This is a genomic window from Pseudomonas sp. AN-B15 (assembly GCF_019056475.1).
Taxonomy (GTDB): domain Bacteria; phylum Pseudomonadota; class Gammaproteobacteria; order Pseudomonadales; family Pseudomonadaceae; genus Aquipseudomonas; species Aquipseudomonas parakoreensis.
Map to the genome: position 1 here is coordinate 1,383,998 of NZ_CP049737.1, position 26,475 is coordinate 1,410,472.

The window sequence follows — 26,475 nt, forward strand, 5'->3', positions numbered from 1 at the left end:
ATGACCACCGCTGTACTGGATACCCTCGTCGCGGTGCGGCGAACCGCCATGGACCTGCTTGCTCGACGCGAGCACGGTCGAGTTGAGCTGACGCGTAAACTGCGTCAGCGCGGCGCTGAGGCGGAAATGATCGAAACAGCACTCGACCGGTTGACGGAAGAGGGACTGCTTTCTGAAGCCCGTTACCTTGAAAGCTTTGTTTCCTACCGTGCCCGCTCCGGTTATGGCCCCTTGCGCATTCGCGAAGAGCTGGGGCAGCGTGGTTTGCAACGCGCCGACATCGAACTTGCCCTGCGTGAAAGCGGTATCGACTGGCAGGAGCAGCTTCGCGAGACGTGGCAACGCAAGTTCTCCGGACACTTGCCGATCGATGCCAAGGAACGCGCCAAGCAAGGTCGATTCCTCGCCTATCGGGGCTTTTCGATGGAGATGATCAACCGCTTGTTCAGCGGCAGAGGGATGGACGACTAAGTCGGTTTAAATAGAAACGGCCTGCTATGAAAATAGCGGGCCGTTTTTTTTTGCCTTCAAATAACCTTCGAGGGTTCTCGCGTGCGTTGTGTGGTCTGCGGTTTGCTGTGGGCCCAATTCTCCGGAAGGTTGATGTAATCCACCAGTTCCCTGAGTCGGCCGTGGTCCCGGGCGTTGAAGGCGAACGCCAGCCGCACCAGATGGCTGTACTGCGCTTCGTCGTGTTCTTCACCGCTGTAGGCGTGTTGATGGAACTGGTCGCTCAGACACAGATCGGCGAAAGCCGTCTGCATATGCGCCAATGCCTGGTCGCTGAGCTTGTGGTGCATACGAATAACGAACTGACGCTTGAGCCAGCGGCTGGAGTGGAAGTTGCTATAGAACTGGTTGATTTGCTGCACCGCCTCATCGACGTTATAGACCAGTCGCATCAGTTTCAGGTCGGTGGGCAGGATGTAGCGGTTTTCTTCAAGTTGCTGGCGAATGAAATCCAGTGCTCCCCGCCAGAACGTTCCACCCGGTGTATCCAGCAATACCACAGGCACCAGAGGACTTTTGCCGGTCTGGATCAATGTCAGGACTTCCAGTGCTTCGTCCAGTGTGCCAAACCCGCCAGGGCACAGCACCAGCGCATCGGCTTCCTTGACGAAGAACAGTTTGCGGGTGAAGAAGAAGTGGAACGGCAGCAGGTTGCCTGTGCCGTCCACAGTCGGATTGGCATGCTGTTCGAAAGGCAGGGTGATATTGAATCCGAGGCTGTGGTCACGTCCGGCACCTTCGTGCGCGGCGGCCATGATTCCGCCACCAGCGCCGGTGATGACCATCATGTCTGAACGTGTCAGGGCCGCGCCGAGTTCCCGGGCCATTGCATACAGAGGATGCTCGACCGGCGTGCGTGCCGAGCCGAACACGGTGACCTTGCGTCGCCCCTTGAATTGTTCCAGCACCCGGAACGCCTGCTCCAGTTCACGCAGGGCCTGCAGGGTGATCTTGGCGTTCCAGCGGTTGTGATCTTCCTGGGCCATGCGCAGCACGGTCAGGATCATGTCGCGATAGATCGGCAGGTTCGGGCTGTTGGGAGAAACCTGGTTGAGTTGTTCTTCGACCTTGTTGATGAGGTCGGGAAGTTGTTCCTGAAAATGCAGGCTGAGCAGGTCATTCGGTTGGTAAGGCATTCAACGTCTCCTTCTGCACAGAGCTTGTGGCCCTGACGTGCGGCGTCAGTGCCGCGCTGCAAAAAAACACACATTCGGCAGCTCCTTGTCCTGCCGTGAACAGATGATCGGGAATACTTTGAATCTAGACCCTCGCGAGCCATTGCGCTGAGTTGATCATTACGCCGAGCAGTATTTTCTGGCAGGTCTTGGGTATCGATTGGCAAAGAATGTTCACCGCTCGTCCGAACGTACGCCGTAGAGCAATCGCTCTGATTTACTAACTTACAGGCACTGTACGACAGCTTGGAGTCAGCCGACGTACGCAGGGTGCGCGCTTTTCAGGGATTCGCGGGTAGCAGGCAAGGAGGCGGGATAGATGGCCAGAGTGGTTCTGGAAATCGATACGCAGCTGTATCGGATGTTGAAAGCGTCAGCCGAGGCCAATCAAGTCAGTCTCGAAGAGGAGTGCTGCCGACGTCTGGCGGGTGGTGAACGGCGTTCACGCTATTTACAGGCCCTGGTGGCCGAATTGCGCGCCGAGGATGAACAGCGGCGCGCCAATACCCGGTGATTACTTCTTCTTCGCCGGGGCCGCTTTCGGGCAATCGGAATCCTGATAGCTGGCCGAGCCGATGGCTTTGTTGGTTTTATATTCAGTGAAGTCGTAACGCATGACCGCGCCTTTGGCCATCAGCTTGCGGTACGACGGGTTATTGCACACCGAAGCACCCAGCTGGAAATACACCGCTTTTGGATCAGCGCGCATCTTTTCGGCGTGGCTGGCCTGCACGCTCAGGTGGTTGATCAGGGTGATGCCTTCAACGGTGTAGCCCTGATCGAGAATGTCTTCGTTGATCGCCCGTGGCGTACCGACGCTGCTTTGTTCGGCGATGTTGCGCAGTTCTTTGTTCAGATTCTGCTCTTTCAACGACGCTGCTTGTGCGCTGAAGGACAACGCCAGCGCGATGGCGGCGGTGGGAACGATAAGGCGCAGCATGAAACTCTCCTGATTCAGTGACTGGTGGTTCGACCAGCCCTGTGGCTGTGCGTTCAGTGGCGCAGGATTATAGGGGAGCCGGTCGGGACGGTACAGGTTTGCGCTCGCCGCTCTGGTAAACTGCCGGCCTTTATTACCTTGCCGAGTGCTGTGCGTGTCGAGTTTTCCTGCTGTGGTGCGTTGCCTGTGATCAAACATGCCCCCAACGCTGTAGCCCGTTTGCGCGACCAGCGCGAGGACGAGGGCATCAAGCCGATTCAGGCCCGAGGTTTTCGCTCCGAACGTTGCCGCGACTGCCGGGTGATCATCAGCCATTGCCTGTGCGCCTGGCGACCAACGGTCGAGTCCCGTTCCGGCGTGTGCCTGATCATGACCGGCAAGGAAGTGTTCAAACCGAGCAACACCGGCTGGCTGATTGCCGATGTGGTGCGCGACAACCACGCGTTCATCTGGTCGCGCACCGAGCCTGACCCGCAGATGCTCGCGCTGCTCAACGACCCGCAATGGCAGCCGTACCTGGTATTTCCTGGCGAATACGTAGAACCGTCACGGGTGACCAACACCGTCGCCGTCGATTGCAGCAAGCGTCCGCTGTTCATTTTGCTGGATGCAACCTGGACCGAGGCGCGCAAGATCTTCCGCAAGAGTCCGTATTTCGATCGCTTGCCGATTCTCAGCCTGTTGCCCGACAGACTCTCGCGTTATCGCCTGCGTCGCTCCACCCGTAGCGAACACCTGTGCACTGCCGAAGTTGCGGCGTTGTGCCTCGAATTGGCGGGGGACAGCGATGCGGCCTCGGCACTGGACGCGTATTTCGATGTGTTCAGCCAGCATTACCTGGGCGCCAAACAACAGCTGGACATGAACGAGTCGACCCCGGCCCACGCCGAGTTGCTGCCTTATATACGAAAGCCGCAGGCAGTGTTGGCGCCATAGTGGCCCATACTTCACGCAGCGGCGGCGGTGCTGCTTGACCACCCCGGCTTCGCTGGGCATGCTTGGCGCCGATTAGGGTGCGGCCAAGGTTTGAAACGCCGTGTTTGCTTGTGATTGGCGTTGAACGTGCCCCTGTGGATAGCGCTGTGCAGCGCTCTCTTGAGTTGCTTTGGCGAGGCCCGAATGCGTCGGGTCTGCCATCAAAAACAGGATCATTTGAATAATGGCCACATACGACATCCTGATTGCCGATGATCACCCTCTGTTTCGTAGCGCACTGCATCAAGCGGTGACGCTGGGCCTTGGCCCGGATGTACGACTGGTGGAGGTGGCGAGCATCGCCGAGCTGGAAGCGCGCCTGACCGAAAAGTCCGACTGGGATCTGGTCCTGCTGGACCTGAACATGCCCGGCGCTTTCGGCTTTTCCGGTCTGGTCATGCTGCGCGGGCAATATCCGCAGATTCCGGTGGTGATGGTCTCGGCGCAGGAAGAGGCCTCGGTCATGGTCAAGTCCCGCGAGTTCGGTGCCAGTGGCTTTATTCCCAAGTCCAGCGACCTGAGCATGATTCAGCAAGCCGTGCGCAAGGTGCTCGATGGCGATGTGTTCTGGCCACCGCAGGCGTTCGAAGCGGTCAGCGTCTCCGCCGAAGCCAAAGCTGCCAGCGACGGCCTTGCCAGCCTGACTCCGCAACAGTTCCGCGTATTGACCATGGTTTGTGAAGGCCTGCTGAACAAGCAGATTGCCTATGAGCTGAACGTGTCCGAAGCGACCATCAAGGCTCACGTTACGGCGATCTTTCGCAAGTTGAACGTACGCACCCGGACACAGGCGGCATTACTTCTGCAACAACTTGAGTCAATTCCGAGCCAATAAAGGCTGGCGTCTTCACGCTTTTTTGACTTTTGTTGCTCTAGCTTTCCCACTCCTTTCTGGTTGGTTTTTACCTTATGTCACCTTTCAAGGGCCAGACCGGCCTGAAACGCATCCTCAACGCTTCCGGTTATTCGCTGGACGGCCTGCGCGCAGCCTTCACCGGCGAAGCGGCATTTCGCCAACTGGTGCTGCTCAATGTGGTGCTGATTCCGCTGACGTTCTTCCTGAACGTCAGCCGCGTCGAACAGGCAGTGTTGATCGCCGTCTGCCTGTTGGCGCTGATCGTCGAGTTGTTGAACTCGGCAGTAGAAGCGGCGATTGACCGCATTTCCCTGGAACTTCACCCACTGTCCAAGAACGCCAAGGACATGGGCAGCGCCGCGCAATTCGTGGCCCTGAGCATGATTGCCCTGGTGTGGGCGGTGATTCTGCTTTAAGCGATACTTGGCAAGACGATCTCGTCGCTGCGCTGCACCCCGGCGGTGAAAGCGCGGCACAGCTCGAGAAACTCGCGCATGGCCGACGTCTGATACTTCTGCTTGTGCCAGATGAAGTAGAACTGCCGCGCCAGATCCAGATCCGGGGTTTCCACCGCCACCAGGCTGCCGCGCCGAAACGCATCGCGCAGCGCCAGCCGCGAAATACAGCCAATCCCCAATCCTGATTCCACCGCGCGTTTGATCGCTTCAGTGTGCTCCAGCTCAAGACGGATATTCAGCGCACTGCGATGGTGACGCATGGCCTGATCGAACGTCAGCCGTGTGCCAGAGCCTTGTTCGCGCAGAATCCACGCTTCGTGCGTCAACTCTTCCATGGTCGCGCTGCCGCGTTTGGCCAACGGATGTTGCGGCGCGCAGAACACCACCAGCTCATCTTCGACCCAGCTCTGCACTTCGATGTCCGGGTGGCTGCAGTCACCTTCGATTAGACCCAGATCAATTTCGTAGTGGGCGACTTGATGCACGATATTGGCCGTGTTCTGCACATGCAGCTTTACCTGGCTTTCGGGATGGCGTTGCATGAAGCCGCCGATCAACAGGGTCGCCAGGTAATTGCCGATGGTCAGGGTGGCACCCACCGACAGTGAGCCGAAACCGGATTTGCCGTTGAGCAGGTCTTCGATTTCCTTGGACTGATCAAGCAGGGCCACCGCTTGCGGCAGCAGCTGTTTGCCCAGAGCATTGAGGCTCAGGCGTTTGCCGGCGCGGTCGAACAGCTGGCAGCTGGACTGGCGCTCCAGTTCGGTAATAGAGGTGCTTGCCGCCGATTGCGAGAGGTTGAGCAGACCCGCAGCACGGGATACGCTTTCCTGCTGGGCGACGGCAACGAAGACTTGCAGTTGACGAAGAGTAAATCGCATATCGATATAACCGATAACCCTTATCTTAATAATCCAGTTAACAGATATTGTCGTCGCTATTAGAATGCGTTGCAATTGCGCACAGTCGGCCGCAAGGCGAGCGCAGACCCAATATCCAGGAGTCCCACGTACATGAGCAACATGAACCACGAGCGTGTCCTCAGTGTTCATCACTGGAACGACACTCTGTTCAGCTTCAAGTGCACCCGCGATCCGGGCCTGCGCTTCGAGAACGGTCAGTTCGTGATGATCGGCCTGCAACAGCCAAATGGCCGCCCGCTTATGCGCGCTTACTCGATCGCCAGCCCGAACTGGGAAGAGCATCTCGAGTTCTTCAGCATCAAAGTGCCTGATGGTCCGCTGACTTCGCAGTTGCAGCACCTGAAGGAAGGCGACGAGATCATCATCTCGAAGAAGCCTACCGGCACTCTGGTACTGGACGACCTGAACCCGGGCAAGCACCTGTATCTGCTGAGCACCGGCACGGGTCTGGCGCCGTTCATGAGCGTGATTCAGGACCCGGAAACCTACGAGCGCTTTGAAAAAGTGATCCTGGTGCACGGCGTGCGCTACGTCAATGAAGTCGCCTATCGCGAGTTCATCACCGAGCACCTGCCGCAGAACGAGTTCTTCGGTGAAGCGCTGCGTGACAAGCTGATCTACTACCCGACCGTGACCCGCGAGCCGTTCGAGAACCAGGGCCGTCTGACCGATCTGATGCGCAGCGGCAAGCTGTTCAGCGACATCGGCCTGCCACCGATCAACCCGCAGGACGACCGCGCGATGATCTGCGGCAGCCCGAGCATGCTCGACGAGACCAGCGAAGTGCTCGACAGCTTCGGCCTGAAGATCTCGGCGCGGATGCGCGAGCCGGGTGATTACTTGATCGAGCGTGCGTTCGTCGAGAAGTAAGCCCCACGAAAAAGCCCCCATTGCCGGCGAAGGCAATGGGGGCTTTTTCATGCCCGAAATATTCCCTTCCTTCCTGCCTGCCACAATCCATGTAGGAGCTGCCGAAGACTGCGATCTTTTGATCTTGAAAAGACAAAATCAAAAGATCGCAGCCTGCGGCAGCTCCTACATTGAGCGAGGTCTCAGGTGTTGGCCGGGATGACTTCCAGTACGCAAATCTGCTCCGGCGTCGGGTAATGCCAGCGCACGTCCAGATCCCAGAATTGCGCACCGTACTCGCGCTCCGGTGCTGGCGTCTGATACGCCGGACGCGGATCCTGAGCCAGACACTGCTCGATCAACTCGACCAGTGGCTCGCCAAGGCGCTGAGCATGGCCGTGCGCCTGATGCAGCGCAGCGGTCGTCCACTGCACGTCGATCAGCTGTGGCGCGGCGCTGGCGATGCTGTTGGACGCTTTGGGGATGATATCGGCGTAAGGCACATAGGGTTTGATGTCGAGGATCGGCGTGCCGTCGAGCAGGTCAATGCCCGAGATGAACAGCCGATGCCCCTCGACCCTGTCCAGCTTTACCACCGACTGACCGATGCCATTGGGACGGTGAGTGGCGCGGGTGGCGAATACGCCCATGGACTTGTTGCCACCCAGACGCGGTGGGCGCACTTTCAGGCGCGGTTTTTCTTCCAGCGCCTGATGAAACAGGAACAGCAGCCAGACATGGCTGACCTGCTCCAGACCCTGCACCGCGTCACCCTGATCGAACGGCGCCACCAGCTCCAGCACACCACGAGCGGCGGGGGCCAGTTGTGGCTGGCGCGGAATGGCGAACTTCTCCTTGAAGCAGGAGCGCACAAAACCAATGGGGGAGACGCTGTAAGTCATGTTGCGTGATCAGCCACGAACGCGCAGGGTCAGGCCCTTGAGGAAATTGCGCAGCAACTGATCGCCGCACGGGCGGTAGTTGGTGTGGCCGACCTTGCGGAACAGCGCGCTCAGCTCAGGCTTGGACACCGGGAACTCGGCAGCCTTGAGGATCGCGTGCATGTCGTCTTCCTTCAGTTCGAAAGCCACGCGCAGCTTCTTCAGAATGATGTTGTTGGTCACCGGCACTTCGATCGGCTGCGGCGGACGGCTTTCGTCCTTGCCACGCTTGAAGATCACCAGGCCATCGAGAAAGTGCGCCATGACCTCGTCCGGGCAGCGCACGAAGCCTTCTTCGTCTTCTTCTTTCTTGTCGAGGTACGCGACGACGTCTTTCAGCTCCACGTCCATGCCGCCGAGCTTGATGATCTCCACGACTTTCTTGTCGCTGATGTCGAGCATGTAGCGCACGCTACGCAATACGTCGTTATGAATCATGTGGGTCATCCTGATAATCGTTGTGGGCAACGCGCAGGCACGCTGCCGGAATGTGTGGCGGCAACAGAGGTGTCAGAACTTCTCTTTGCCGGACAGGTAGCGCCATTGGCCGACTGGAACCTTGCCGATCGACACGCCGCCGATGCGGATGCGGCGGATGCCGACGACCTTCAGGCCAACCGCTTCGCAGAACTGCGCGATGATCCCCGGCTGCGGGTTCTTCATGGCGAAGCGCAGGCGGTTTTCGTTCTGCCAGCTGGCCTTGACCGGCGGCAGCTCCTTGCCCTTGTGGGTCAGACCATGCTGCAGGCGATTGAGGCCGTGGGCAACCATGTCGCCTTCGACCTCGACCACGTATTCCTGCTCGATCTTGGCCGCATCGGCAGTCAGTTTGCGCAGCACTTTCCAGTCCTGGGTGAATACCAGCAGGCCACTGGCCTTGGGCTGCAGGTCGGCGCTGGCGGTCAGACGCAGGAAGTGTCCGCGCAACGGCCGTTTGCCGTAGCGGTGCTCTTCGCTGAGGGTGTCGGCGCTGAGCGATTGCATGGCGGTGTCGACGTCCATACCGGCCGGCACGTTGAGCAGAATCGTGACCGGCTCCGGCGCGGTGGCCTTGGCGTCCTTGTCGAGTTCGACCTTCTGGTCGCCGACCTTGAACTGCGGTTCGTCGATCACTTCGCCGTCCACGGTGACCCAGCCGCCCTCGATGAACAGCTCGGCCTCCCGGCGGGAGCAACCGACCAGTTCGATGAGGCGTTTGGAGAGGCGAATCGGGTCAGTCATGACAGGGCCGTAACAAAAAAGGGGTGGGCATTGTACCTGCCTGGCGCCGGTTAAGCCCGGTTCCATTTGTAGGAGCTGCCGAAGGCTGCGATCTTTTGATCTTCACAAAGCAAAAGATCGCAGCCTTCGGCAGCTCCTACAGTGGGATTGTGGTGTGTCAGGCATGGCTGGAGCGCTGCTGGCTCTGGCGCAGGCGCATATGCAGCAGCGGGTACGGCTGGCCCATGCCGTCGACTTCTGAGCGGCCGATCACTTCAAAACCCTGTTTGAAGTAAAACCCCAGCGCCTGCGGGTTCTGTTCGTTGACGTCCAGTTCATCGGCATTCAGATGTTGCATGGCGTAATTCAGCAACTGCTTGCCCAGCCCCTGACCGCGATGCGCGGGATCGATGAACAGCATCTCGATCTTGCCCGCCGCGACCCCGGCGAATCCGGTGATGCGCTGCTGATGATCCTTGGTGCAGATCAGCATCACCGCATCCAGGTAACGGGTGAGCACCAGATTACGCAGCAATTCGATGTAGCTGTCCGGCAGAAAATCATGGGTCGCGCGGACCGAGGCCTCCCAGACCCGGGTCAGTTCCTGATAATCGCTGAGTTTCGGTGTATGAATGACCGAATGCTGACGCATGCCCGGCTGCCTCTTTTCAAATGGATGAGCGGGAGTCCTTCCCACAGCAAACGATAGCCGTAAAAAAGCCCCGCATCTCGTAAAAAGAGCGGGGCTTTTGAATACAGCGCTATCCCTGTAGGAGCTGTCGAGTGCAACGAGGCTGCGATCTTTTCAGATCAAAAGATCGCAGCCTTCGGCAGCGCCTACGGGTGTGCGGTGTTTAGATCTGCTCAGCCCACAGGTCGTATTCGTCAGCGTCAGTCACCTTGCACCAGACCTTGTCGCCCGGCTTGAGGTTGCTGCCGTTGTCGATGAACACGTTGCCGTCGATTTCCGGGGCATCGAAGAAGCAGCGGCCGACGGCGCCTTGCTCGTCGACTTCGTCCACCAGCACTTCGATCTCGCGGCCGATGCGCATTTGCAGGCGTGCCGAGCTGATCGCCTGCTGGTGCGCCATGAACCGCTCCCAACGATCTTGCTTGACGTCGTCCGGGACCACTTCCAGGTCCAGGTCATTGGCCGGCGCGCCATCGACTGGCGAGTACTGGAAGCAACCGACGCGGTCGAGCTGGGCTTCGGTCAGCCAGTTGAGCAGGTACTGGAAATCTTCTTCGGTTTCGCCCGGGAAGCCGACGATGAAGGTCGAACGGATGATCAGGTCCGGGCAGATTTCACGCCAGTTCTTGATCCGCGCCAGAGTCTTGTCTTCGAACGCCGGGCGTTTCATCGACTTCAGGACTTTCGGGCTGGCGTGCTGGAACGGGATGTCCAGGTACGGCAGGATCTTGCCGGCGGCCATCAGCGGGATCAGCTCGTCAACGTGCGGGTACGGGTAAACGTAGTGCAGACGCACCCACACGCCCAAGGTGCTCAGCGCTTCGCAGAGTTCGGTCATGCGGGTTTTCACCGGCGCGCCGTTCCAGAACCCGGTGCGGTATTTCACGTCGACACCGTAGGCGCTGGTGTCTTGCGAAATCACCAACAGCTCTTTGACGCCGGACTTGACCAGGCGCTGGGCTTCGTCGAGCACATCACCCACCGGACGGCTGACCAGTTTGCCGCGCATCGACGGGATGATGCAGAAGCTGCAGCTGTGGTTGCAGCCTTCGGAAATCTTCAGGTACGCGTAGTGGCGCGGGGTCAGCTTGATGCCTTGCGGCGGCACCAGGTCGATCAGCGGGTTGTGGTCCTGTTTCGGTGGCACCACTTCGTGCACCGCGTTGACCACTTGCTCGTACTGCTGTGGACCGGTCACGGCCAGCACGCTCGGGTGTACGTCGCGGATGTTGCCTTCTTCCACGCCCATGCAACCGGTGACGATGACCTTGCCGTTTTCCTTGATCGCTTCACCGATCACTTCCAGCGATTCAGCCTTGGCCGAGTCGATGAAACCGCAGGTGTTGACCACCACCACGTCGGCGTCCTGATAGGTGGACACCACGTCATAGCCTTCCATGCGCAGCTGGGTCAGGATGCGCTCGGAGTCGACCAGTGCTTTCGGGCAACCCAGAGATACAAAGCCAACCTTTGGATTGGCCGGCGCAGGAGTGGTGGACATGTCTAACCTCGGTGTTTTGTGACGTCGCTTGCCGTGTGGAAAAGTCGACGGACGGGCGCTCAGGATGCGCCTCTGATCAAAAAGTGCGCAATTCTAGCGATGAGCAACGCACTTGACCAGCTTTATGCAGGGAAATACGACGAGTGCTGCGCTATGCTTCGCGCCGTTGAGCTTTACCAATTTTTTACAGTCAACAAAACGTCTGTAACAACAGGTAAAACAGCGCATGCTGCACCATAAAGCATAGTGCTTCATTCAAAGAAGCCGGTTTGAGAATCAGGAGTGTTGGATGGGTCAGGCAAGTAGTCAGGCGGCGGGCGCCGAGCATTCGGCTGCAAAACCGCTGAGCATGCTGGTCGCGGCAGTCGGGGTGGTTTACGGCGACATCGGCACGAGCCCGTTGTACACCCTCAAAGAAGTGTTTTCCGGCGCATACGGCGTACCCGTCAATCACGATGGAGTGCTGGGCATTCTGTCGTTGATCTTCTGGTCGCTGATCTGGGTCGTTTCAATCAAATACATGATGTTCGTCCTGCGCGCCGACAACCAGGGCGAGGGCGGCATTATGGCGCTTACCGCACTGGCACGTCGTGCGGCGGGCAAGCGCAAGCGGTTGCGTTCGTTGCTGGTGGTTTGCGGGCTGATCGGCGCGGCGCTGTTTTACGGTGACAGCATGATCACCCCGGCGATTTCCGTGTTGTCGGCGATCGAAGGCCTGGGCCTCGCGTTCGACGGCATCGACCACTGGGTGGTGCCGCTGTCGCTGGTGGTGCTGGTCGGATTGTTCCTGATCCAGAGCCACGGTACGGCGCGGATCGGCATTCTGTTCGGGCCGATCATGGTCACCTGGTTCCTGGTGCTCGGCGCCCTTGGGGCGTATGGCATCAGCCATTACCCGGAAGTGCTGCATGCGCTGAACCCGGTCTGGGCGGTGCGTTTCTTCATGGTGCACGCCGGCATGGGCGTGGCGATCCTCGGCGCGGTGGTACTGGCGCTGACCGGTGCTGAAGCGCTTTACGCCGACATGGGCCACTTTGGCCGCAAGCCGATTGCCCGTGCGTGGTTCCTGCTGGTGCTGCCTGCACTGGTGCTGAACTACTTCGGTCAGGGCGCCTTGCTGCTGGAAAACCCGGAAGCGGCACGTAACCCGTTTTACCTGCTGGCGCCAAGCTGGGCACTGATTCCGCTGGTGGGGCTGTCGACCCTGGCCACGGTGATCGCTTCGCAAGCGGTGATTTCCGGTGCGTTTTCCCTGACCCGTCAGGCGATCCAGCTCGGCTACATCCCGCGCATGTACATCCAGCACACTTCCAGCGACGAGCAGGGCCAGATCTACATTGGCGCGGTGAACTGGTCGCTGATGGTCGGCGTAGTGCTTCTGGTGCTTGGCTTTGAATCCTCTGGCGCCTTGGCTTCGGCGTACGGCGTGGCAGTGACCGGCACGATGCTGATGACCACCATTCTAGTGTCGGCCGTCATGCTGCTGCTGTGGAAATGGCCGCCGATTCTCGCGGTGCCGGTGTTGATCGGTTTCCTATTGGTGGACGGTTTGTACTTCGCCGCCAACGTGCCGAAAATCGTGCAGGGCGGTGCGTTCCCGGTGATCGCCGGTATTGCGCTGTTTGTGCTGATGACCACCTGGAAGCGCGGCAAGCAATTGCTGGTCGAGCGCCTGGATGAAGGCGCGCTGCCGCTGCCGATCTTTATCAGCAGCATCCGCGTGCAACCGCCGCACCGCGTGCAGGGCACTGCGGTGTTCCTCACCGCGCGTTCCGACGCCGTTCCGCACGCTTTGTTGCACAACCTGCTGCACAACCAGGTGTTGCACGAGCAAGTGGTGCTGCTGACCGTGGTCTACGAAGACATCCCGCGCGTGCCGCCATCGCGACGCTTCGAAGTCGAGGCCCACGGCGAAGGCTTCTTCCGGGTGATCCTGCACTTCGGCTTCACCGACGAGCCGGACGTGCCGCAGGCGCTGAAACTGTGTCACCTGGAGGAACTGGACTTCAGCCCGATGCGCACCACCTACTTCCTCAGCCGCGAAACGGTGATCGCCTCGAAACTCGAAGGCATGGCCCGCTGGCGCGAGGCGCTGTTTGCGTTCATGTTGAAGAATGCCAACGGCAACCTGCGGTTCTTCAATCTGCCGCTGAACCGGGTGATTGAACTGGGGACGCAGGTGGAGATGTAGTTCTACATCCACTGAAAAGCCCCCGTCAGCCTTGTGGCTGGCGGGGGCTTTTTTGTGGGCGGCAACTTCAGATCAAAAGATCGCAGCCTTCGGCAGCTCCTACAGGTTTCGCATTCCATGTAGGAGCTGCCGAAGGCTGCGATCTTTTGATCTTTAAACCTCTACAGGCTTTCAGGTATCTCTGTTTCAGACTCGGTCTTCGTGCGCGCAGGTCGCGGTATCAATGCCTGGATCACATCATCAAGCAAAGCCTTGCCCATCACCGTCAGGTAATGCGCAGCCCAGGCATGGCGGTCGGTGTCTTTGATGAAGGCAGCGTCCTCGGCGAAGGATTTGGCGAGGGACAGCAGGTCGGAAGATTGGGACAGGGCATCGATGATCGGGATGCCGGCGCGGACGTTGAAGAACGCTTGATCCGAGTGGTAGAGGAAGGGGGTGCAGCCGATGGTTTTAACGTTTGCGGGTCCGTGCAGATCAGTTTCGGTCATCGTGTTACTCCTTGGTTCGAAGTGCCGCGACTTTCGTTACCACACGAAAGGGAGGCAACTGTACGCGGGGTGGTAAACCGGGAACCAAGGAAACCGGCACGCTCGAAAGCGTCCCACGCACAGCCGCCATTACTCGATGAGCGGGCTTTTGCGCTGGTTTCTCCGGGTTACCACACCCGATCGCTGAATGGGTCAGCGACGTCCGGAGAGTATCTCGTCAAAAAACAGCGCAATAGAGCCGCAAAGCGCCCGAACACGAGTTTCGGAGTTTGCCTACAAGGTCTGTGGGCGTCATCTGATATTGCGAAACTGGAAGTAAACGATACTAAACGTCTGACACGAACTGGCGTGTGCAAATGAGCGAGACGCGTATGACGGAATCATCGAAACAAGAAAAGCAGGATGATCTCGAGAACCTTCGGATTGAAGCGCAAGCTATGGAGCGATTGATCAACTTCGATCCGGCTCAAGCGATCAGCCATTACGATATGCGGGCAAGATACGCCTGCCGGGGCTAATGATTACTTGAGTCCAGCGCAATTCCACTGTGGGAGCGAGCTTGCTCGCGAAGGCGTAGTGTCAGCCGGCGAATCTGTTGACTGACCCGCCGTATTCGCGAGCAAGCTCGCTCCCACAGGGAATTTAGCTGGAGGCTGGAATGTAAAAAGCCCCCGCAACCGTGAGGCTGCGGGGGCTTTTTTATCAGCTCAGATCACTCTGCCGGCTGATCCTTGCTCTGACGCTTCTCGATCAAGTCCACCAGACGCTTGGCCAGCGCCGGGTAGTTCTCGTCGAAGTGGTGGCCACCAGGCAGTTTCACTGCTTCGCCCACCGCAGTCTTGTCGGTGCAGCCGCTCTCGTCGGTCTCTTCGGCGCCGTAGATGCACACCACTTTGGCCGCTGGCAGCTTGGCCATTTCCGGGCCGGTGGCGGCTTCTTTGCCGGCGTTGCCGAGCCAGCCTTCGACTTCGATTTCGAAGCTGCCGGTGCGGGCGAAGGCCAGCAGGATGATGGCGTCGACGCGCTGCTGCTCGGTCTCCGGCAGGCGGTTGTAGATCGCCGGCAGGACGTCGGCACCGAACGAGTAACCGGTGAGGATGAAGCGCTTGGTTCCCCATTTCTGGCGGTAGTGCTGCATCAGTTCGGTCAGGTCCAAGGCGCTCTGTTCCGGGCTCTTGTGCTGCCAGTAGTAGCGCAGGGTATCGATGCCGACCACCGGGTAACCGATCTTGGCCATCTCGCCGGCCACGTCGCGGTCGAGGTCGCGCCAGCCGCCGTCACCGGAGAGGAACAGGGTCACGGTGTCCTTGGCCTGACCGGCCGGCACTTCAACCACCGGGATCGCCAGACCACCATTGGCCTTGTCGCCGCCGACGAGGATCTTGCGCAGTTCGTTGTTCAGCACCTGCGGCAGGTTGATGTCGTAGTCGCTGATGCTGGTTTCGGCGTTCGGTTGATCGCGCACGAAACCGGCGCTGGTGTCGTCCGGATTGTCGTTCCACGCCACCAGCCAGTGGCCGTGGGCGGCAGATTTCGGCAGCAGGTGGGTGCAGCCAGGTTTTTCCAGGGCCAGGTCGACCGAGATCGCCTGGGCCTTGTCGTCCTTCTGCTCGGACAACCAGCGCCAGGCCAGTACCGCGCCAGGGCCGATCCCGCTGACCAGCGTGGCCGGGCCATTCAGTTCGCGCAGGCCGGTTTGCAGGGCGCGGCTCTGTTGCAGGCAGTCCTTGGGCAGAATCACCTGAACGATCTGCGCCGAGGCGCTGCGGCTCAGGGTGCTCAATTGGTTGTCGGTCAGCTTCTGGTCGTCATTGACCGCGACCAGCACCTGAGCCTTGGGCTGGGTGCCGGGAATGACGCGGGTCATGACCGTGCCGTCGGCAGCCGTCAGTGGTTGCAGTGTCGGTTGCGGTGCCGGGCGTTTGAGGTACCAGTAACCGCCGCCGGCAATCACGGCCAGCACGATCAGTGCGGCCAGGATGTACTTCAGGGAGCGTTGAATCATCAGCGTTTCACCAATCCAGTCAAGCCGCCCGCGATCAGGGCAGCAGTATCGGCCAGCGCCACCAGCGGATCGAGTCCGGCGGGCACTGCCATATAACGGGGTTCCCAGTCAGGCTGGAACTTGTCTTTGAAGCGGCGCAAGCCTTGGAAGTTGTACAGCTGCTCACCACGGCGGAAGACCATCGAGCCCAGACGCTGGGTCAGCGGTGCACCTCGCCGGGGTTGCAACCCCGACAACGGCACCATGCCCAGGCTGAAGCGCGCGTATCCGTGACTCTTATAGTGTTGAATCAGGCCGACCATGAGGAACTCCATGGTCAGCTTGGGGGCGTCCGGGTGCGAGCGCATCAGGTCGAGACTGGCCAGGTCATGGCTGTAAGTCTCGAGCAGGTTGGCGAACGCCACAGGGCGGCCTTCGAAGCGAATCACCGCAATGCGGAAATGCTTCAGGTAATCGTCGCTGAAACGGCCGAGGGAGAAGCCTTTCTCGCGCACGTTCTTGCCGGTCAGCCACGCATCGGAGATCTCTTTCAACTCATCCATCGGCGCCTGGCCCGGCTCATGGATCTCCAGCGACAGACCGTCGCGGGTGCCACGGTTCCAGGTGTAGCGCAGGTCCTTCATCTCCTTGCCCTTGGCCTCCAGGTCAAAGCGATGCAGATCGACCCGGGCTTCTTCGCCGAGCTTGATCGCGGTCAGGCCGATGTCCATGTAGTACGGCAGGTTTTCCGCACGTACCTGATAGAACACCGGACGGGTGTGATGGATGTCGCACAGGTCGCGGAACTGCCAGATCATCTCTGCACGCTGCTGGCCGGGGCCGATCGGGTCGTACAGCGCCACCAGGCTGCGGCCGCGACGGGCGTACATCAGGAACGCCTCGTCGTTGGGGTGAAACAGCAGCGCCTTGTCACCGGTCAGGGCGAGACCGCCATCGGGTTGCGACGAGGCCATCAGGATTTTCGCGGCGCGATCCAGTTCGTCCGGGGTGGGCAGATGAATCACAGGGCGAGCGGTGCGCAGCAGCCAGGTCAGGGCGATCACCAGCAACAGCACCGCCGCGCCGAGCAGCGAACGCAGGCCGCGCGGGGCGTCAGCGTCGAGGGTGAACTGCCACCACAGTTGATGGCTGTACGGCACGTCCTGATAGGCGAACAGCAGCAGCCAGGTCGAAGCGCCCAATACACACAGGCTGGCCACCAGATACAGCGGCGAGAACGGCAATTCGGTCAGGCGACTCGGACGATAGAACGAACGGCGGAACACCCCGAGCAGCGCCGCGGTGAGCGTCATCAGCGTGGCTTCTTCCCAGTCGAAGCCTTTGAGCAGCGAGAGCAGGGCGCCGACCAGCAACAGAATGGTGGTCAGCATCCACGCGGCCGACAGGCGACGGCGCAGGCCCTGAGCGAGCAACAGACACAACACGCCAATCAGGCTGGCGCCGAAGTGCGAGGCGTCGACCAGCCGATGCGGAATCAGAAACCCGATGTGTTCAAGGCGCGTATCGATCTCCGGGGTGGCACCGGAAAACAGCAGCACCACGCCGGACAGAAACACCAGCACCGCCAGAATCGGTGCGGCCAGACCGGACGCGGCGCGCATGGTCTGGGTCTGGAACAGGCGCTGGCCTTCGTTGATCAGCAAAAACAGGCAGGCCACCAGCAGCGGCAGCACCACGTAGATCAGGCGATACAGCAGCAGGGCGGCGGCCAGTGGCGCGGCCCCGAGGGTATCGGCGAACGCGGCGAGCAGGATCGCTTCGAAGACCCCGACACCTCCCGGTACATGGCTGAGGACGCCAGCGGCCAGGGCCAGCAGGTACACCAGCAGGAAGGCGCCGAACGGCGGGGCTTCCGGCAGCAGCAGATAGAGCACGGTGGCCGCTGCGGCGACGTCGAGAGCGGTGATGATCAGTTGCAGGAAGGTCAGGCGTCGGCCCGGCAGGCGCAATGTGCGGCGACCGACCCTGACCAGCAGGTTGTCGCGGTATGGCTGCTCCGGCAGGCGGCGGCGATAGATGCCGACGGCCAGAATCGCGCCAAGCCCCAGCACCACCGCGGCGATCGTGCCGAGCAGGCCTTCTGACAAACCCAATGCAGTGGAGGCGGCGGGCAGGTCGCTCAGGGTCGCGAGGGCGGCCAGCGGAGGCAGGGCGCAACCCAGCGACAGGCTGGCGAACAGCGTCATGTGCGCGACTTCCGATGCCCCCAGACCATGTCGTGCATATAAACGGTAGCGCACCGAGCCGCCGGACAGCAGCGACAGGCCGATGGCGTTGCCAATCGCAAACGCGGTGAAGCCGCCCAGTGCCAGGGTGCGCGGCGGCAAGGCCACGCCGGCATAGCGGCTGGCCGACCATTCATAGCCGAGCAATATGATGAAGCCGACCACCGTCGCACTCACGGCTCCCAGCAGGGCCGGTTTCGGCACGGCCAGGATCGAGTCATGCAGGGCGTAGAGATCGAGTTCGCTCAGCAGATGGCGGCAGGCAATCAGCGCAATGGCAAACAGCAGCAACGTGACCGCCAGACCGATCGGCTGGCGGTATTTGCTCAACCGATCCAGCAAGCGCAGGCGCTCGGGTTTGATCGGATGTTCTGCTGTGACGGTGTCTTGTGAATCAGACGAGTTGGCGCGCATCAATCACCTCTTGGATTGTGCGCGACAGGATGGAGGTATCCAGCCAAGTTACCAATCCCTGTAGAAAAAAATAATCACAAAATACTACGCCTCTCATCCGGGATCGGCGAGGGCGGGTCATGGATTGCAGACGTCTTGCCTGCGACTCAAGCATAGTCGCAACCGGGCGGGTCTGATGATCCTGAGCGTTTCACTGCAGCGTGACAGATCATTGTTGCGAAAGGACTTTTTCCACAGATACAAAAAAGGCCACTCTTTCGAGCAGCCTTTTTTGATGTTTGGTTGCGGGAGCCGGATTTGAACCGACGACCTTCGGGTTATGAGCCCGACGAGCTACCAGACTGCTCCATCCCGCGTCTGTGTGGCGGCATTCTACAGGCGAACGGCGAGGTGTCAACCGCTAATCCCGTAAAGGGTCAAATAAGTGTGAATTTGCGTCAAACGGTCGCAGCGCAACGGTAAGTTTCGGAAATGCAACGAATTCCTGTTCGCCCAATGTGCGTGATGCGGAGGCCGCTCTGAGAAACAGGCAGGCACAAAAAAGGCCACTCTTTCGAGTAGCCTTTTTTGATGTTTGGTTGCGGGAGCCGGATTTGAACCGACGACCTTCGGGTTATGAGCCCGACGAGCTACCAGACTGCTCCATCCCGCGTCTGTGTGGCGGCATTCTACAGAGGATCGCCGAAGTGTCAACCTTGAATCTGGATAAATCTGTTCCTGTTCAATCGCTTAGCGCTTTTTGCAGGGCGGGAGAAGGGACGCAGGGCAGGTGGGACAAGGCTTTCAGCTCTATTGGTCAATGATTTTCGATTGAGAAAATAAATTCATTGTCGTTGCCCTACAGACTGAAAAGAACATTCGGACCACTGGTGCTATATACAGGTGTGAGTGAGATACTGCGTTTCCGGCTCACCATGTTGCTTTTTCTGTCATGACCCAGCGAAAAATCATCCACGTCGACTGTGACTGTTTCTACGCCGCCATCGAGATGCGCGACGACCCGAACCTGGCCGGCAAGCCGCTGGCGGTGGGTGGGTCGGCGGATCGGCGTGGAGTGATTGCGACCTGCAACTATGAAGCGCGGGCGTATGGTGTGCGCTCGGCAATGTCATCAGGCCATGCCTTGAAGCTGTGCCCCGACCTGACCATCGTCAAGCCACGCATGGACGCCTATCGCGAAGCCTCGAAGGAAATTCATACGATCTTTCGCGATTACACCGACCTGATCGAACCGCTGTCGCTGGACGAAGCCTATCTTGACGTCTCCGACAGTGCGCATTTTGGCGGTAGCGCCACGCGTATCGCTCAGGATATCCGCCGGCGCGTTTCCAATCAGTTGCACATCACCGTGTCTGCGGGTGTGGCGCCGAACAAGTTTCTGGCCAAGATCGCCAGTGACTGGAAGAAGCCCAACGGGCTGTTCGTCATTACTCCGGATCAGGTGGAAGATTTCGTCAGCGGTTTGCCGGTGAGCAAGTTGCACGGCGTCGGCAAAGTCACCGCGGACAAGCTGGGCAAACTCGGCATTGCCGATTGTCTGCAATTGCGCGAGTGGGACAAGCTGGCGCTGGTGCGCGAATTCGGCAGTTTCGGTGAGCGACTCTGGAGTCTGGCCCGTGGGATTGATGACCGGCTGGTGCATAACGACAGTCGCCGTCAGTCAATCAGCGTGGAAAACACCTACGACGTCGATTTGCCGGATCTGCGCAGTTGCCTCGACAAGCTGCCTGAGCTGCTGGACACCCTGAAAACCCGCATGGAACGGATCGACAGCAGTTATCGGCCGGGCAAGCCGTTCGTCAAAGTGAAGTTTCACGATTTTACCCAGACCACACTGGAACAGGCCGGGGCAGGGCGGGATCTGGGCAGTTATCAGTTGATGCTGACGCAGGCATTCAATCGTGGCGGGAAACCGGTGCGCTTGTTGGGCGTGGGGGTCCGGCTGGAGGATTTGCGCGGTGGGTTTGAGCAGATGGAGTTGTTTGAGCGTTAAAAGTCAAAAGATCGCAGCCTGCGGCAGCTCCTACGTTGGAATGCGTTCCCTGTAGGAGCTGCCGCAGGCTGCGATCTTTTAAGGCTTAATTCGGTCCCGGATCTGCCACCAGGCGCCCGGCATCCTTGGTCAGCGACTTGAGAAACTCGGCCTGCAACTCAGGATCGTTGCGCGTCAGTTCGATCAGGCTTTGCTCCAGCTCGCTGGCTTCTTCTTCCAGACCCAGCTCCGACAGGCGCTTGACCCGGTGGACCCACTGGCTCACTTCGTCGTCTTCCAGATCGTCGTAAATCAACCCGTGGGCTTCGAGCAACTTGCTGCGCAAATGACTGCTGATCGCCAGGGACGAATCGCTGTGCACGTCATCCTTGCCGTCTTCGACGCTGATTTGCAGCTTGCCGATATGATTCAGGTCATTTTCGGCGAACGGACTGTCCAGCAGGTTCAGGCGCAGCACGCCGTTGCGGTCAGTGGTCATGTCAAAGGTCTGCTTGCCAGCCTTGACCTGCACCGGGCGTTCGCTCCACGGCAGGCTCGAATATTCCGTGCGCTTGTCGCGCTGGACTTCATCGATACCGGCCAGGTTCTGTTGTGCACGACCGTGAGACTGCACGTTCATGAACGGGTTGACCCCGGCAATGCCGTAGTTCAGCCAGTCCTTGGTCACGCTGTCCGGCAGATTGCCCAAAGCGAACACATTGACCACATTGGCGCCGAGACCGGCAACCACCGCCACTGCACCCAACGGAATCTCATAGATTTCGCGCCAGGGCTGGTAAGGCGTGTAGCGGTCGTAACGGCGTGTGACTTCGAACTCGGTGACTTCGAAGGTCTTCTGTTCGTTGATCTTCACACGTCGTTGCGGCAGTTCGAGCACCTTAGGCTCACCGACATCGATCTGCAGGCTATGGTCGAGCAGTTTGCGCTCGACCCGCTCTTCGTGCTCGCTGCGCTGTGACATCTGATTGGCGCAGCCGCTGACCAGCAGGGCGCCGCACAAGGCGGCGCCACCGAGGCCCAAGGTGTTTCGCTTGAACATGAGGTCTCTATCTGGATTCAGCGGCGGATACGGGCCTGAAGGAAGGACAGCACATCGGCGACCGGCAGCGCTTGCGCTTCGGCCTCGGTGCGGCTCTTGTATTCCAGGTTGCCTTCGGCGAGGCCGCGGTCACTGACCACGATCCGGTGAGGAATGCCGATCAGCTCCATGTCCGCAAACTTGATGCCCGGGCTGGTTTTCTTGTCGCGATCGTCCAGCAACACTTCGAAACCGGCCGCCGTCAGTTCTGCGTACAGCTTGTCAGTGGCTTCGCGCACCTGCTCGGTTTCATAGCGCAGCGGTACCAGGGCGATCTGGAACGGCGCCAGGGTGTCGCTCCAGATGATGCCTTTGTCGTCGTTGTTCTGCTCGATGGCGGCAGCGACCACGCGGGATACGCCGATACCGTAGCAACCCATCTCCAGCGTGACCGGCTTGCCGTTCTCGCCCAGCACTTCGCACTTCATCGCCTTGCTGTACTTGTTGCCCAGCTGGAAGATGTGCCCGACTTCGATGCCGCGCTTGATTTCCAGCGTGCCTTTGCCGTCCGGGCTTGGGTCGCCGGCCACGACGTTACGCAGGTCGGCGACGGTCGGAACCGGCAGATCGCGCTCCCAGTTCACGCCGAAGTAGTGCTTGTCGTCGATGTTCGCACCGATGCCGAAGTCGCTCATCAGTTCGACCGAGCGATCGATGATGATCGGCAGTGGCAGGTTCAGCGGGCCGAGGGAACCGGCGCCGGCGCCAATGGCGTCACGCAGTTCGGCATCGGAAGCCATGACCAGCGGGCTGGCGACGCCTGGCTGGTTGGCCGCCTTGATTTCGTTGAGCTCGTGGTCGCCACGGATGATCAGGGCAATCAGCTTGCCTGGCTCTTCGGCGTGGACGATCAGGGTCTTGATGGTCTTTTCAATCGGCAGATTGAATTTTTCCACCAGCGCGGCAATGGTCTTGGTCTCCGGGGTGTCGACCAGGCGCAGCTCTTCGGCCGGTGCCGGACGCGAGGTTTCGCGTGGCACGGCTTCGGCTTTCTCGATGTTCGCCGCGTAGTCGGAACCGTTGCTGAAGACGATGTCGTCTTCGCCGGACTCGGCCAGCACGTGGAACTCGTGAGAGCCAGCGCCACCGATCGAACCATTGTCGGCCTCAACCGGACGGAACTTCAGGCCCAGGCGGGTGAACACGTTGCAGTACGCCTGATGCATGCGGTCGTAGGTGACCTGCAGCGAAGCCTTATCGGCGTGGAACGAGTAGGCGTCCTTCATGATGAATTCACGACCACGCATCAAGCCGAAGCGTGGGCGGATTTCGTCACGGAACTTGGTCTGGATCTGGTACAGGTTGATCGGCAGCTGCTTGTAGCTGCTCAATTCGTTGCGCATCAGATCGGTGATCACTTCTTCGTGAGTCGGGCCCGCGCAGAAGTCGCGACCGTGGCGGTCTTTGATGCGCAGCAGCTCAGGGCCGTATTCTTCCCAGCGCCCCGATTCCTGCCACAGCTCGGCCGGTTGGGTGCTCGGCATCAACACTTCAAGAGAACCGGCAGCGTTCATTTCTTCGCGAACGATGGCTTCAACCTTGCGCATTACCCGCAAGCCCATCGGCAGCCAGGTGTACAGGCCCGAAGCGAGTTTGCGAATCATGCCGGCGCGCAGCATCAGCTGGTGGCTGACGACGACCGCATCGGAAGGCGTTTCTTTCTGTGTGGCGAGCAAAAATTGACTGGTGCGCATGGTTGGCCGTTGTCGGTTGCTATGACTGGAAATGACGGAGCAGTGTACCGGCGAGATTTGCCGACGTACAGGATTGCGCTTGGCGGTGAGGCTCGACGGCGGGAATCCTCCCGCCGTATCTGGAATGTCCTACGACTCTTCGACGACGGAGGTCGGTGCAGGCTCGGGCGTTGGCGTCGGGCCCGCACGGCGATTTTCCTGGAACCAGTGCAGGGCGATCAGCACCAGCGTCGGCACACCGAGCAGCGCGGTGATCATGAAAAAGTTGTGGTAGCCGAACTTCTCGACCATGACGCCGGAGTAACCGCCCATCAGACGCGGTAGCAACAGCATGATCGAACTGAGCAGGGCGTACTGGGTGGCCGAGAACTTGAGGTTGGTCAGGCTCGACAGGTAGGCGACGAACGCCGAGGTGGCGAGCCCGGAACTGAAATTGTCGAGGGAGATGGTCACCACCAGCATCTGCAAGTTCGGCCCCATGTCGGCCAGCATCACAAACAGCAGGTTGGTCGCCGCCGAAGCCGCGCCACCGATGAACAGGATCGGCAGGATGCCGAACCGCACGATCAGCAGGCCGCCCATGCCGGCACCGACGAGGGTCATGATCAGGCCAAAGATCTTGCTCACGCTGGCGATCTGATCCTTGGTGAAGCCCTGGTCGATGTAGAACACGTTGGCCATCACGCCCATTACCGTATCGGACATCCGATACGTGGCGATCAGTCCGAGCAGCAGCAACGCCTGCCAGCGGTAGCGCAGGATGAAGTCGTTGACCGGCGTCAGCACTGGCGCCAGGCCGCGACGGCCCATGGTCGACAGGCACAGGCCGGTGAGCAGGGTATAGAGGATTGCACGCAAGAAGGCGCGGTCTTCGAGCAGTAGGTCGAGCGGACTCATCTGACCGAACAGTACGCTGGCGAAATCGGTGTTGTAGAGCTGAGTGAACATTGCCGGAACCGATACCAGCAACACGATCAGCACGAATACCGAGGCCAGTTGATGGACGAAGCTGTAGCGACCGGCCTGCAACTGCGTGCGCAATGGCACGGGCGGTTCGCGCATCAGCAGCGAGGTCAACAGGGCAGGGACCATCAACACCCCGAACAGGGCGTAGGTGCCGGTCCAGGCTGAATGTTGGTAGTTGAAGCCGGTGGAGCCGAAGCCTTCGGCGAAAAACAGCGCGCCCGCCGTGGCCAGCAGGGCGGCGACGCGGTAGCCGGACATGTAACTGGCGGCCAGTGCGGCCTGACGGCTGTCGTCGGCGATTTCCAGGCGATAGGCGTCGACCGCAATGTCTTGGGTGGCGGAGGCAAAGGCGACGATAACGGCAATGGCGATCAGCCAGGACAGGTGTTTCTGCGGATCACAGAAGCCCATGCCGATCAGGCCCAAAATCACTAAAGACTGCGAGAGCACCAGCCACGAACGGCGGCGGCCGAGCTTGCCCAATAAAGGCAGGCGCCATTGGTCGAGCAGCGGTGACCAGACCCATTTGAAGGCGTAGGCCAGGCCGATCAGGCTGGCGTAGCCGATGGTCTCACGGGCAACGCCGGCTTCGCGCAGCCAGACGGACAGCGTCGAAAACACCAGCATGTACGGCAGGCCGGCAGCAAAACCGAGCAACAACAGCACGAGCGTCGAAGGACTGGCATAGGCGGCTAGCGCGGCGCGCCAGGTTTTACGGGGCATGGGCTGAAGTCTGCCTCAAGATTGCGAAAACAAAGCGCGCACTCTAACCGCTGTGCTCTATCGGACGCCAGCCATGGCGCTGAATATCCACACGATTGTTCAGGATGGTGACGCCTTCAGAACGTAATCGTGCCCGTTGTTCGTCCCCCGAAGGGCTGCCCAGCGGCAGGCTGATCCGACCGCCGGCACCCAATACCCGGTGCCACGGCAGTCTGGTATCGCCGGGTAGTTGGCTGAGGGTCCGGCCAACCCAGCGGGCGGCACGCCCCAGACCCGCGAGTTCGGCCAGCTGACCATAGCTGACCACTTTGCCTTCAGGTACTTGGGCAAGGGTCGAATAAAGCGCCGTGCGTCGGATTTGCACTTCGCTTTCATCGGGAGGGTTCGGCTCTTTCACCGGTGCGGTTCCTGAACATCAGTCGTGTGGATGGGCTTAAGCGTAATCGCTCGTCGGCCAGATGAGAAATGAACTCAATGGAAATCGCTCGGTCAGTCCTTGTCAGGGTCTTATTCCTACGGATAATGCCGACCTTTTTTCGCAAACTTGAGCCCTTGAACTGCTTATGCTGTCCAGAACCCTGCTGTGCCTTGCTGTTTTCAGTGCGTCTACGCCCCTACTTGCCGACACCGTCTGGTTGAAGAACGGTGACAAAATGAGTGGCAAGATTTCCGTTTTCGATGGCGGCAAATTGCTGATTCAGACCCAGTATGCGGGTGCGGTCACCATTGACTGGAAAGAGGTCAAGACCCTGCAGAGCGATCAGGAACTGCTGGTCAAACAGGACGCCTACAACGGTGAAAAGGCCAAGTCGCTGACCGCCGCCGATGACGGCAAGGTCACTCTGGCCAACGGCGAGGCGCCGAAAACCGTCGAGCTGGCGAGTATCCAGCAGATTCTCAAACCGAAACCGGTGGTCGAAGATCTGGTGTGGAAAGGCAATATCGGTCTGGCGATGGACTATCAGCGGGCGGAAAAGGACACCGACGATTACGACATCGACTTCAAGACCACGGCACGTCATGGTCGCTGGCGGCACACTGCCGAGGGCGAATACAACCGCGAGGTGCAGGACGACGAAGTCACCACCAATAACTGGCGCGCTGAATACGCGCTCGACCGTTTCCTCACCGACAAGTGGTTCTGGCAGGGGCGCCTGAACTACAAGCGTGATTACGTTGAAGAGCTGTCACGTCAGCGCGTGGTCGGTACCGGTCCGGGCTACCAGTTCTGGGACGACGAGCTGGGGGCGTTCTCGCTCGGCTCGCTGCTCAACCGCACCGATTACGAGTACAGCGATGGCGGCAAGGATAATTTCTATTCGGTCGCCATGAAGTGGGATTACAACCGCTACCTGATTGGCAAGAAGGTCGAGTTCTTCACCAACGGCGAACTGGGCAAGCCGCTGTCGGATGTGGCCAATTACGCGCTGGATGCCGAGATGGGGCTGCGTTACAAGGTTACTGACTGGGCGTCGCTCAATCTCAAGGCCGAGCGCGACATCATCAGTGGCACGAAGGACGCAGATTTGAACAAGACCCGCTACACCGCAGGGTTTGGCGTGGCCTGGTAAGGCACAAGCAAAAGATCGCAGCCTGCGGCAGCGCCTACAGGGGAATGGTATTTATCCCGTAGTAGCTGCCGCAGGCTGCGATCTTTTTTTGCGTCTGGAAAACAGACA

General features: G+C 59.8%; 26 protein-coding genes and 2 tRNA genes. 10 read left to right on the forward strand and 18 right to left on the reverse strand.

Annotated elements, in window-relative coordinates; genetic code table 11:
- Positions 1-471, forward strand: coding sequence for a recombination regulator RecX (gene recX, locus GTQ41_RS06300; RefSeq protein WP_003222270.1), 471 nt, complete (start codon positions 1-3; stop codon positions 469-471).
- A gap of 56 nt (positions 472-527) precedes the next feature.
- Here recX and GTQ41_RS06305 read toward each other — a convergent pair whose 3' ends face one another.
- On the reverse strand, positions 528-1,646 hold the full coding sequence (locus GTQ41_RS06305) for a TIGR00730 family Rossman fold protein (RefSeq protein ID WP_047291990.1): 1,119 nt from the start codon (positions 1,644-1,646) through the stop codon (positions 528-530).
- A 358-nt stretch (positions 1,647-2,004) separates the two neighbouring features.
- On the opposite strand from GTQ41_RS06305, the gene GTQ41_RS06310 reads away from it, so the two are divergent.
- Entirely contained in the window at positions 2,005-2,199 is a 195-nt protein-coding gene (locus GTQ41_RS06310; protein WP_041072222.1) for a hypothetical protein, read from the forward strand.
- On the opposite strand, the gene GTQ41_RS06315 is transcribed toward GTQ41_RS06310, so the two are convergent.
- Positions 2,200-2,625: a PA3611 family quorum-sensing-regulated virulence factor gene (locus GTQ41_RS06315; protein WP_041072220.1), complete on the reverse strand. Its 426-nt coding sequence runs from the start codon at positions 2,623-2,625 to the stop codon at positions 2,200-2,202.
- A 189-nt stretch (positions 2,626-2,814) separates the two neighbouring features.
- Between GTQ41_RS06315 and GTQ41_RS06320 the strand changes: the two genes are divergently transcribed.
- On the forward strand, positions 2,815-3,561 hold the full coding sequence (locus GTQ41_RS06320; RefSeq protein ID WP_047292042.1) for a tRNA-uridine aminocarboxypropyltransferase: 747 nt from the start codon (positions 2,815-2,817) through the stop codon (positions 3,559-3,561).
- A 72-nt stretch (positions 3,562-3,633) separates the two neighbouring features.
- Here the strand turns inward: GTQ41_RS06320 and GTQ41_RS06325 are convergent, their stop codons facing one another.
- Positions 3,634-3,792, reverse strand: coding sequence for a hypothetical protein (locus GTQ41_RS06325; protein WP_155416796.1), 159 nt, complete (start codon positions 3,790-3,792; stop codon positions 3,634-3,636).
- On the opposite strand from GTQ41_RS06325, the gene erdR reads away from it, so the two are divergent.
- Positions 3,785-4,435 carry a response regulator transcription factor ErdR gene (gene erdR / locus GTQ41_RS06330; RefSeq protein ID WP_041072218.1) on the forward strand — a complete coding sequence of 217 codons (651 nt, stop codon included), beginning with the start codon at positions 3,785-3,787 and terminating at the stop codon, positions 4,433-4,435. The two genes, GTQ41_RS06325 and erdR, sit on opposite strands and share 8 nt — an antisense overlap.
- 74 nt (positions 4,436-4,509) lie before the next feature.
- Entirely contained in the window at positions 4,510-4,872 is a 363-nt protein-coding gene (locus GTQ41_RS06335) for a diacylglycerol kinase (RefSeq protein WP_042607041.1), read from the forward strand.
- On the opposite strand, the gene GTQ41_RS06340 is transcribed toward GTQ41_RS06335, so the two are convergent.
- Positions 4,869-5,795, reverse strand: a complete 927-nt coding sequence (locus tag GTQ41_RS06340; RefSeq protein ID WP_027611091.1) for a LysR family transcriptional regulator — start codon at positions 5,793-5,795, stop codon at positions 4,869-4,871. The genes GTQ41_RS06335 and GTQ41_RS06340 overlap by 4 nt on opposite strands.
- Positions 5,796-5,927: 132 nt before the next feature.
- On the opposite strand from GTQ41_RS06340, the gene fpr reads away from it, so the two are divergent.
- The gene (fpr, locus tag GTQ41_RS06345) at positions 5,928-6,707 is read left to right on the forward strand and encodes a ferredoxin-NADP reductase (protein WP_003222277.1); all 780 of its coding nucleotides are present in this window, start codon (positions 5,928-5,930) and stop codon (positions 6,705-6,707) included.
- Positions 6,708-6,889: 182 nt separating this feature from the next.
- Here fpr and tsaA read toward each other — a convergent pair whose 3' ends face one another.
- The 5 genes from tsaA to rimO all read right to left on the reverse strand — a co-directional run bounded on the left by tsaA (position 6,890) and on the right by rimO (position 11,019).
- Positions 6,890-7,588, reverse strand: a complete 699-nt coding sequence (gene tsaA, locus GTQ41_RS06350; RefSeq protein WP_047291994.1) for a tRNA (N6-threonylcarbamoyladenosine(37)-N6)-methyltransferase TrmO — start codon at positions 7,586-7,588, stop codon at positions 6,890-6,892.
- A 9-nt stretch (positions 7,589-7,597) separates the two neighbouring features.
- Positions 7,598-8,065, reverse strand: coding sequence for a DUF1456 family protein (locus GTQ41_RS06355; protein WP_047291996.1), 468 nt, complete (start codon positions 8,063-8,065; stop codon positions 7,598-7,600).
- Positions 8,066-8,137: 72 nt separating this feature from the next.
- Entirely contained in the window at positions 8,138-8,848 is a 711-nt protein-coding gene (locus tag GTQ41_RS06360; RefSeq protein ID WP_047291998.1) for an rRNA pseudouridine synthase, read from the reverse strand.
- 157 nt (positions 8,849-9,005) lie between these two features.
- On the reverse strand, positions 9,006-9,479 hold the full coding sequence (locus tag GTQ41_RS06365) for a GNAT family N-acetyltransferase (protein WP_047292000.1): 474 nt from the start codon (positions 9,477-9,479) through the stop codon (positions 9,006-9,008).
- 202 nt (positions 9,480-9,681) lie between these two features.
- A complete protein-coding gene (rimO, locus tag GTQ41_RS06370) occupies positions 9,682-11,019 on the reverse strand; it encodes a 30S ribosomal protein S12 methylthiotransferase RimO (RefSeq protein ID WP_047292002.1) in 1,338 nt (445 codons plus the stop codon).
- A gap of 289 nt (positions 11,020-11,308) precedes the next feature.
- Here rimO and GTQ41_RS06375 point away from each other — a divergent pair, with 289 nt between their 5' ends.
- Entirely contained in the window at positions 11,309-13,210 is a 1,902-nt protein-coding gene (locus GTQ41_RS06375) for a potassium transporter Kup (protein WP_047292004.1), read from the forward strand.
- A gap of 161 nt (positions 13,211-13,371) precedes the next feature.
- Here the strand turns inward: GTQ41_RS06375 and GTQ41_RS06380 are convergent, their stop codons facing one another.
- Positions 13,372-13,698: a DUF3077 domain-containing protein gene (locus GTQ41_RS06380; RefSeq protein WP_047292006.1), complete on the reverse strand. Its 327-nt coding sequence runs from the start codon at positions 13,696-13,698 to the stop codon at positions 13,372-13,374.
- Positions 13,699-14,054: 356 nt separating this feature from the next.
- Between GTQ41_RS06380 and GTQ41_RS06385 the strand changes: the two genes are divergently transcribed.
- On the forward strand, positions 14,055-14,216 hold the full coding sequence (locus tag GTQ41_RS06385; protein WP_179294938.1) for a hypothetical protein: 162 nt from the start codon (positions 14,055-14,057) through the stop codon (positions 14,214-14,216).
- A gap of 194 nt (positions 14,217-14,410) precedes the next feature.
- Here the strand turns inward: GTQ41_RS06385 and GTQ41_RS06390 are convergent, their stop codons facing one another.
- From GTQ41_RS06390 to GTQ41_RS06405, 4 genes are all read right to left on the reverse strand, one after another.
- A complete protein-coding gene (locus tag GTQ41_RS06390; RefSeq protein ID WP_047292008.1) occupies positions 14,411-15,703 on the reverse strand; it encodes a virulence factor family protein in 1,293 nt (430 codons plus the stop codon).
- On the reverse strand, positions 15,703-18,342 hold the full coding sequence (mprF, locus tag GTQ41_RS06395; RefSeq protein ID WP_047292010.1) for a bifunctional lysylphosphatidylglycerol flippase/synthetase MprF: 2,640 nt from the start codon (positions 18,340-18,342) through the stop codon (positions 15,703-15,705). The genes GTQ41_RS06390 and mprF overlap by 1 nt, the downstream gene beginning before the upstream one ends.
- A gap of 279 nt (positions 18,343-18,621) precedes the next feature.
- A tRNA-Met gene (locus tag GTQ41_RS06400) sits at positions 18,622-18,698 on the reverse strand.
- 219 nt (positions 18,699-18,917) lie between these two features.
- Positions 18,918-18,994: transfer RNA gene (locus tag GTQ41_RS06405), tRNA-Met, on the reverse strand.
- 279 nt (positions 18,995-19,273) lie between these two features.
- On the opposite strand from GTQ41_RS06405, the gene dinB reads away from it, so the two are divergent.
- Positions 19,274-20,335, forward strand: a complete 1,062-nt coding sequence (gene dinB, locus GTQ41_RS06410) for a DNA polymerase IV (protein ID WP_047292012.1) — start codon at positions 19,274-19,276, stop codon at positions 20,333-20,335.
- 85 nt (positions 20,336-20,420) lie between these two features.
- Here the strand turns inward: dinB and GTQ41_RS06415 are convergent, their stop codons facing one another.
- From GTQ41_RS06415 to GTQ41_RS06430, 4 genes are all read right to left on the reverse strand, one after another.
- Entirely contained in the window at positions 20,421-21,374 is a 954-nt protein-coding gene (locus tag GTQ41_RS06415; protein WP_047292014.1) for a hypothetical protein, read from the reverse strand.
- 17 nt (positions 21,375-21,391) lie between these two features.
- Entirely contained in the window at positions 21,392-23,107 is a 1,716-nt protein-coding gene (locus tag GTQ41_RS06420) for a proline--tRNA ligase (protein ID WP_047292016.1), read from the reverse strand.
- Between the two features lie 129 nt (positions 23,108-23,236).
- Complete coding sequence (locus GTQ41_RS06425) at positions 23,237-24,796, reverse strand: AmpG family muropeptide MFS transporter (RefSeq protein WP_041070722.1); 1,560 nt, start codon at positions 24,794-24,796, stop codon at positions 23,237-23,239.
- A gap of 43 nt (positions 24,797-24,839) precedes the next feature.
- A complete protein-coding gene (locus GTQ41_RS06430) occupies positions 24,840-25,193 on the reverse strand; it encodes an MGMT family protein (RefSeq protein WP_047292044.1) in 354 nt (117 codons plus the stop codon).
- 166 nt (positions 25,194-25,359) lie between these two features.
- On the opposite strand from GTQ41_RS06430, the gene GTQ41_RS06435 reads away from it, so the two are divergent.
- The gene (locus tag GTQ41_RS06435; RefSeq protein ID WP_047292045.1) at positions 25,360-26,367 is read left to right on the forward strand and encodes a DUF481 domain-containing protein; all 1,008 of its coding nucleotides are present in this window, start codon (positions 25,360-25,362) and stop codon (positions 26,365-26,367) included.
- Positions 26,368-26,475 lie beyond the last annotated feature (108 nt).

Bases quoted from the DNA above. Each gene is read 5' to 3' on its own strand.
- rimO (WP_047292002.1), bottom strand. From the start codon at position 11,019: ATGTCCACCACTCCTGCGCCGGCCAATCCAAAGGTTGGCTTTGTATCT.
- GTQ41_RS06305 (WP_047291990.1), bottom strand. From the start codon at position 1,646: ATGCCTTACCAACCGAATGACCTGCTCAGCCTGCATTTTCAGGAACAA.
- GTQ41_RS06380 (WP_047292006.1), bottom strand. From the start codon at position 13,698: ATGACCGAAACTGATCTGCACGGACCCGCAAACGTTAAAACCATCGGC.
- tsaA (WP_047291994.1), bottom strand. From the start codon at position 7,588: ATGACTTACAGCGTCTCCCCCATTGGTTTTGTGCGCTCCTGCTTCAAG.
- GTQ41_RS06425 (WP_041070722.1), bottom strand. From the start codon at position 24,796: ATGCCCCGTAAAACCTGGCGCGCCGCGCTAGCCGCCTATGCCAGTCCT.
- GTQ41_RS06415 (WP_047292014.1), bottom strand. From the start codon at position 21,374: ATGTTCAAGCGAAACACCTTGGGCCTCGGTGGCGCCGCCTTGTGCGGC.
- mprF (WP_047292010.1), bottom strand. From the start codon at position 18,342: ATGCGCGCCAACTCGTCTGATTCACAAGACACCGTCACAGCAGAACAT.
- GTQ41_RS06435 (WP_047292045.1), top strand. From the start codon at position 25,360: ATGCTGTCCAGAACCCTGCTGTGCCTTGCTGTTTTCAGTGCGTCTACG.
- GTQ41_RS06310 (WP_041072222.1), top strand. From the start codon at position 2,005: ATGGCCAGAGTGGTTCTGGAAATCGATACGCAGCTGTATCGGATGTTG.
- GTQ41_RS06360 (WP_047291998.1), bottom strand. From the start codon at position 8,848: ATGACTGACCCGATTCGCCTCTCCAAACGCCTCATCGAACTGGTCGGT.
- fpr (WP_003222277.1), top strand. From the start codon at position 5,928: ATGAGCAACATGAACCACGAGCGTGTCCTCAGTGTTCATCACTGGAAC.
- GTQ41_RS06365 (WP_047292000.1), bottom strand. From the start codon at position 9,479: ATGCGTCAGCATTCGGTCATTCATACACCGAAACTCAGCGATTATCAG.
- GTQ41_RS06375 (WP_047292004.1), top strand. From the start codon at position 11,309: ATGGGTCAGGCAAGTAGTCAGGCGGCGGGCGCCGAGCATTCGGCTGCA.
- GTQ41_RS06335 (WP_042607041.1), top strand. From the start codon at position 4,510: ATGTCACCTTTCAAGGGCCAGACCGGCCTGAAACGCATCCTCAACGCT.
- GTQ41_RS06390 (WP_047292008.1), bottom strand. From the start codon at position 15,703: ATGATTCAACGCTCCCTGAAGTACATCCTGGCCGCACTGATCGTGCTG.
- GTQ41_RS06420 (WP_047292016.1), bottom strand. From the start codon at position 23,107: ATGCGCACCAGTCAATTTTTGCTCGCCACACAGAAAGAAACGCCTTCC.
- recX (WP_003222270.1), top strand. From the start codon at position 1: ATGACCACCGCTGTACTGGATACCCTCGTCGCGGTGCGGCGAACCGCC.
- erdR (WP_041072218.1), top strand. From the start codon at position 3,785: ATGGCCACATACGACATCCTGATTGCCGATGATCACCCTCTGTTTCGT.
- GTQ41_RS06340 (WP_027611091.1), bottom strand. From the start codon at position 5,795: ATGCGATTTACTCTTCGTCAACTGCAAGTCTTCGTTGCCGTCGCCCAG.
- GTQ41_RS06355 (WP_047291996.1), bottom strand. From the start codon at position 8,065: ATGATTCATAACGACGTATTGCGTAGCGTGCGCTACATGCTCGACATC.
- GTQ41_RS06315 (WP_041072220.1), bottom strand. From the start codon at position 2,625: ATGCTGCGCCTTATCGTTCCCACCGCCGCCATCGCGCTGGCGTTGTCC.
- dinB (WP_047292012.1), top strand. From the start codon at position 19,274: ATGACCCAGCGAAAAATCATCCACGTCGACTGTGACTGTTTCTACGCC.
- GTQ41_RS06385 (WP_179294938.1), top strand. From the start codon at position 14,055: ATGAGCGAGACGCGTATGACGGAATCATCGAAACAAGAAAAGCAGGAT.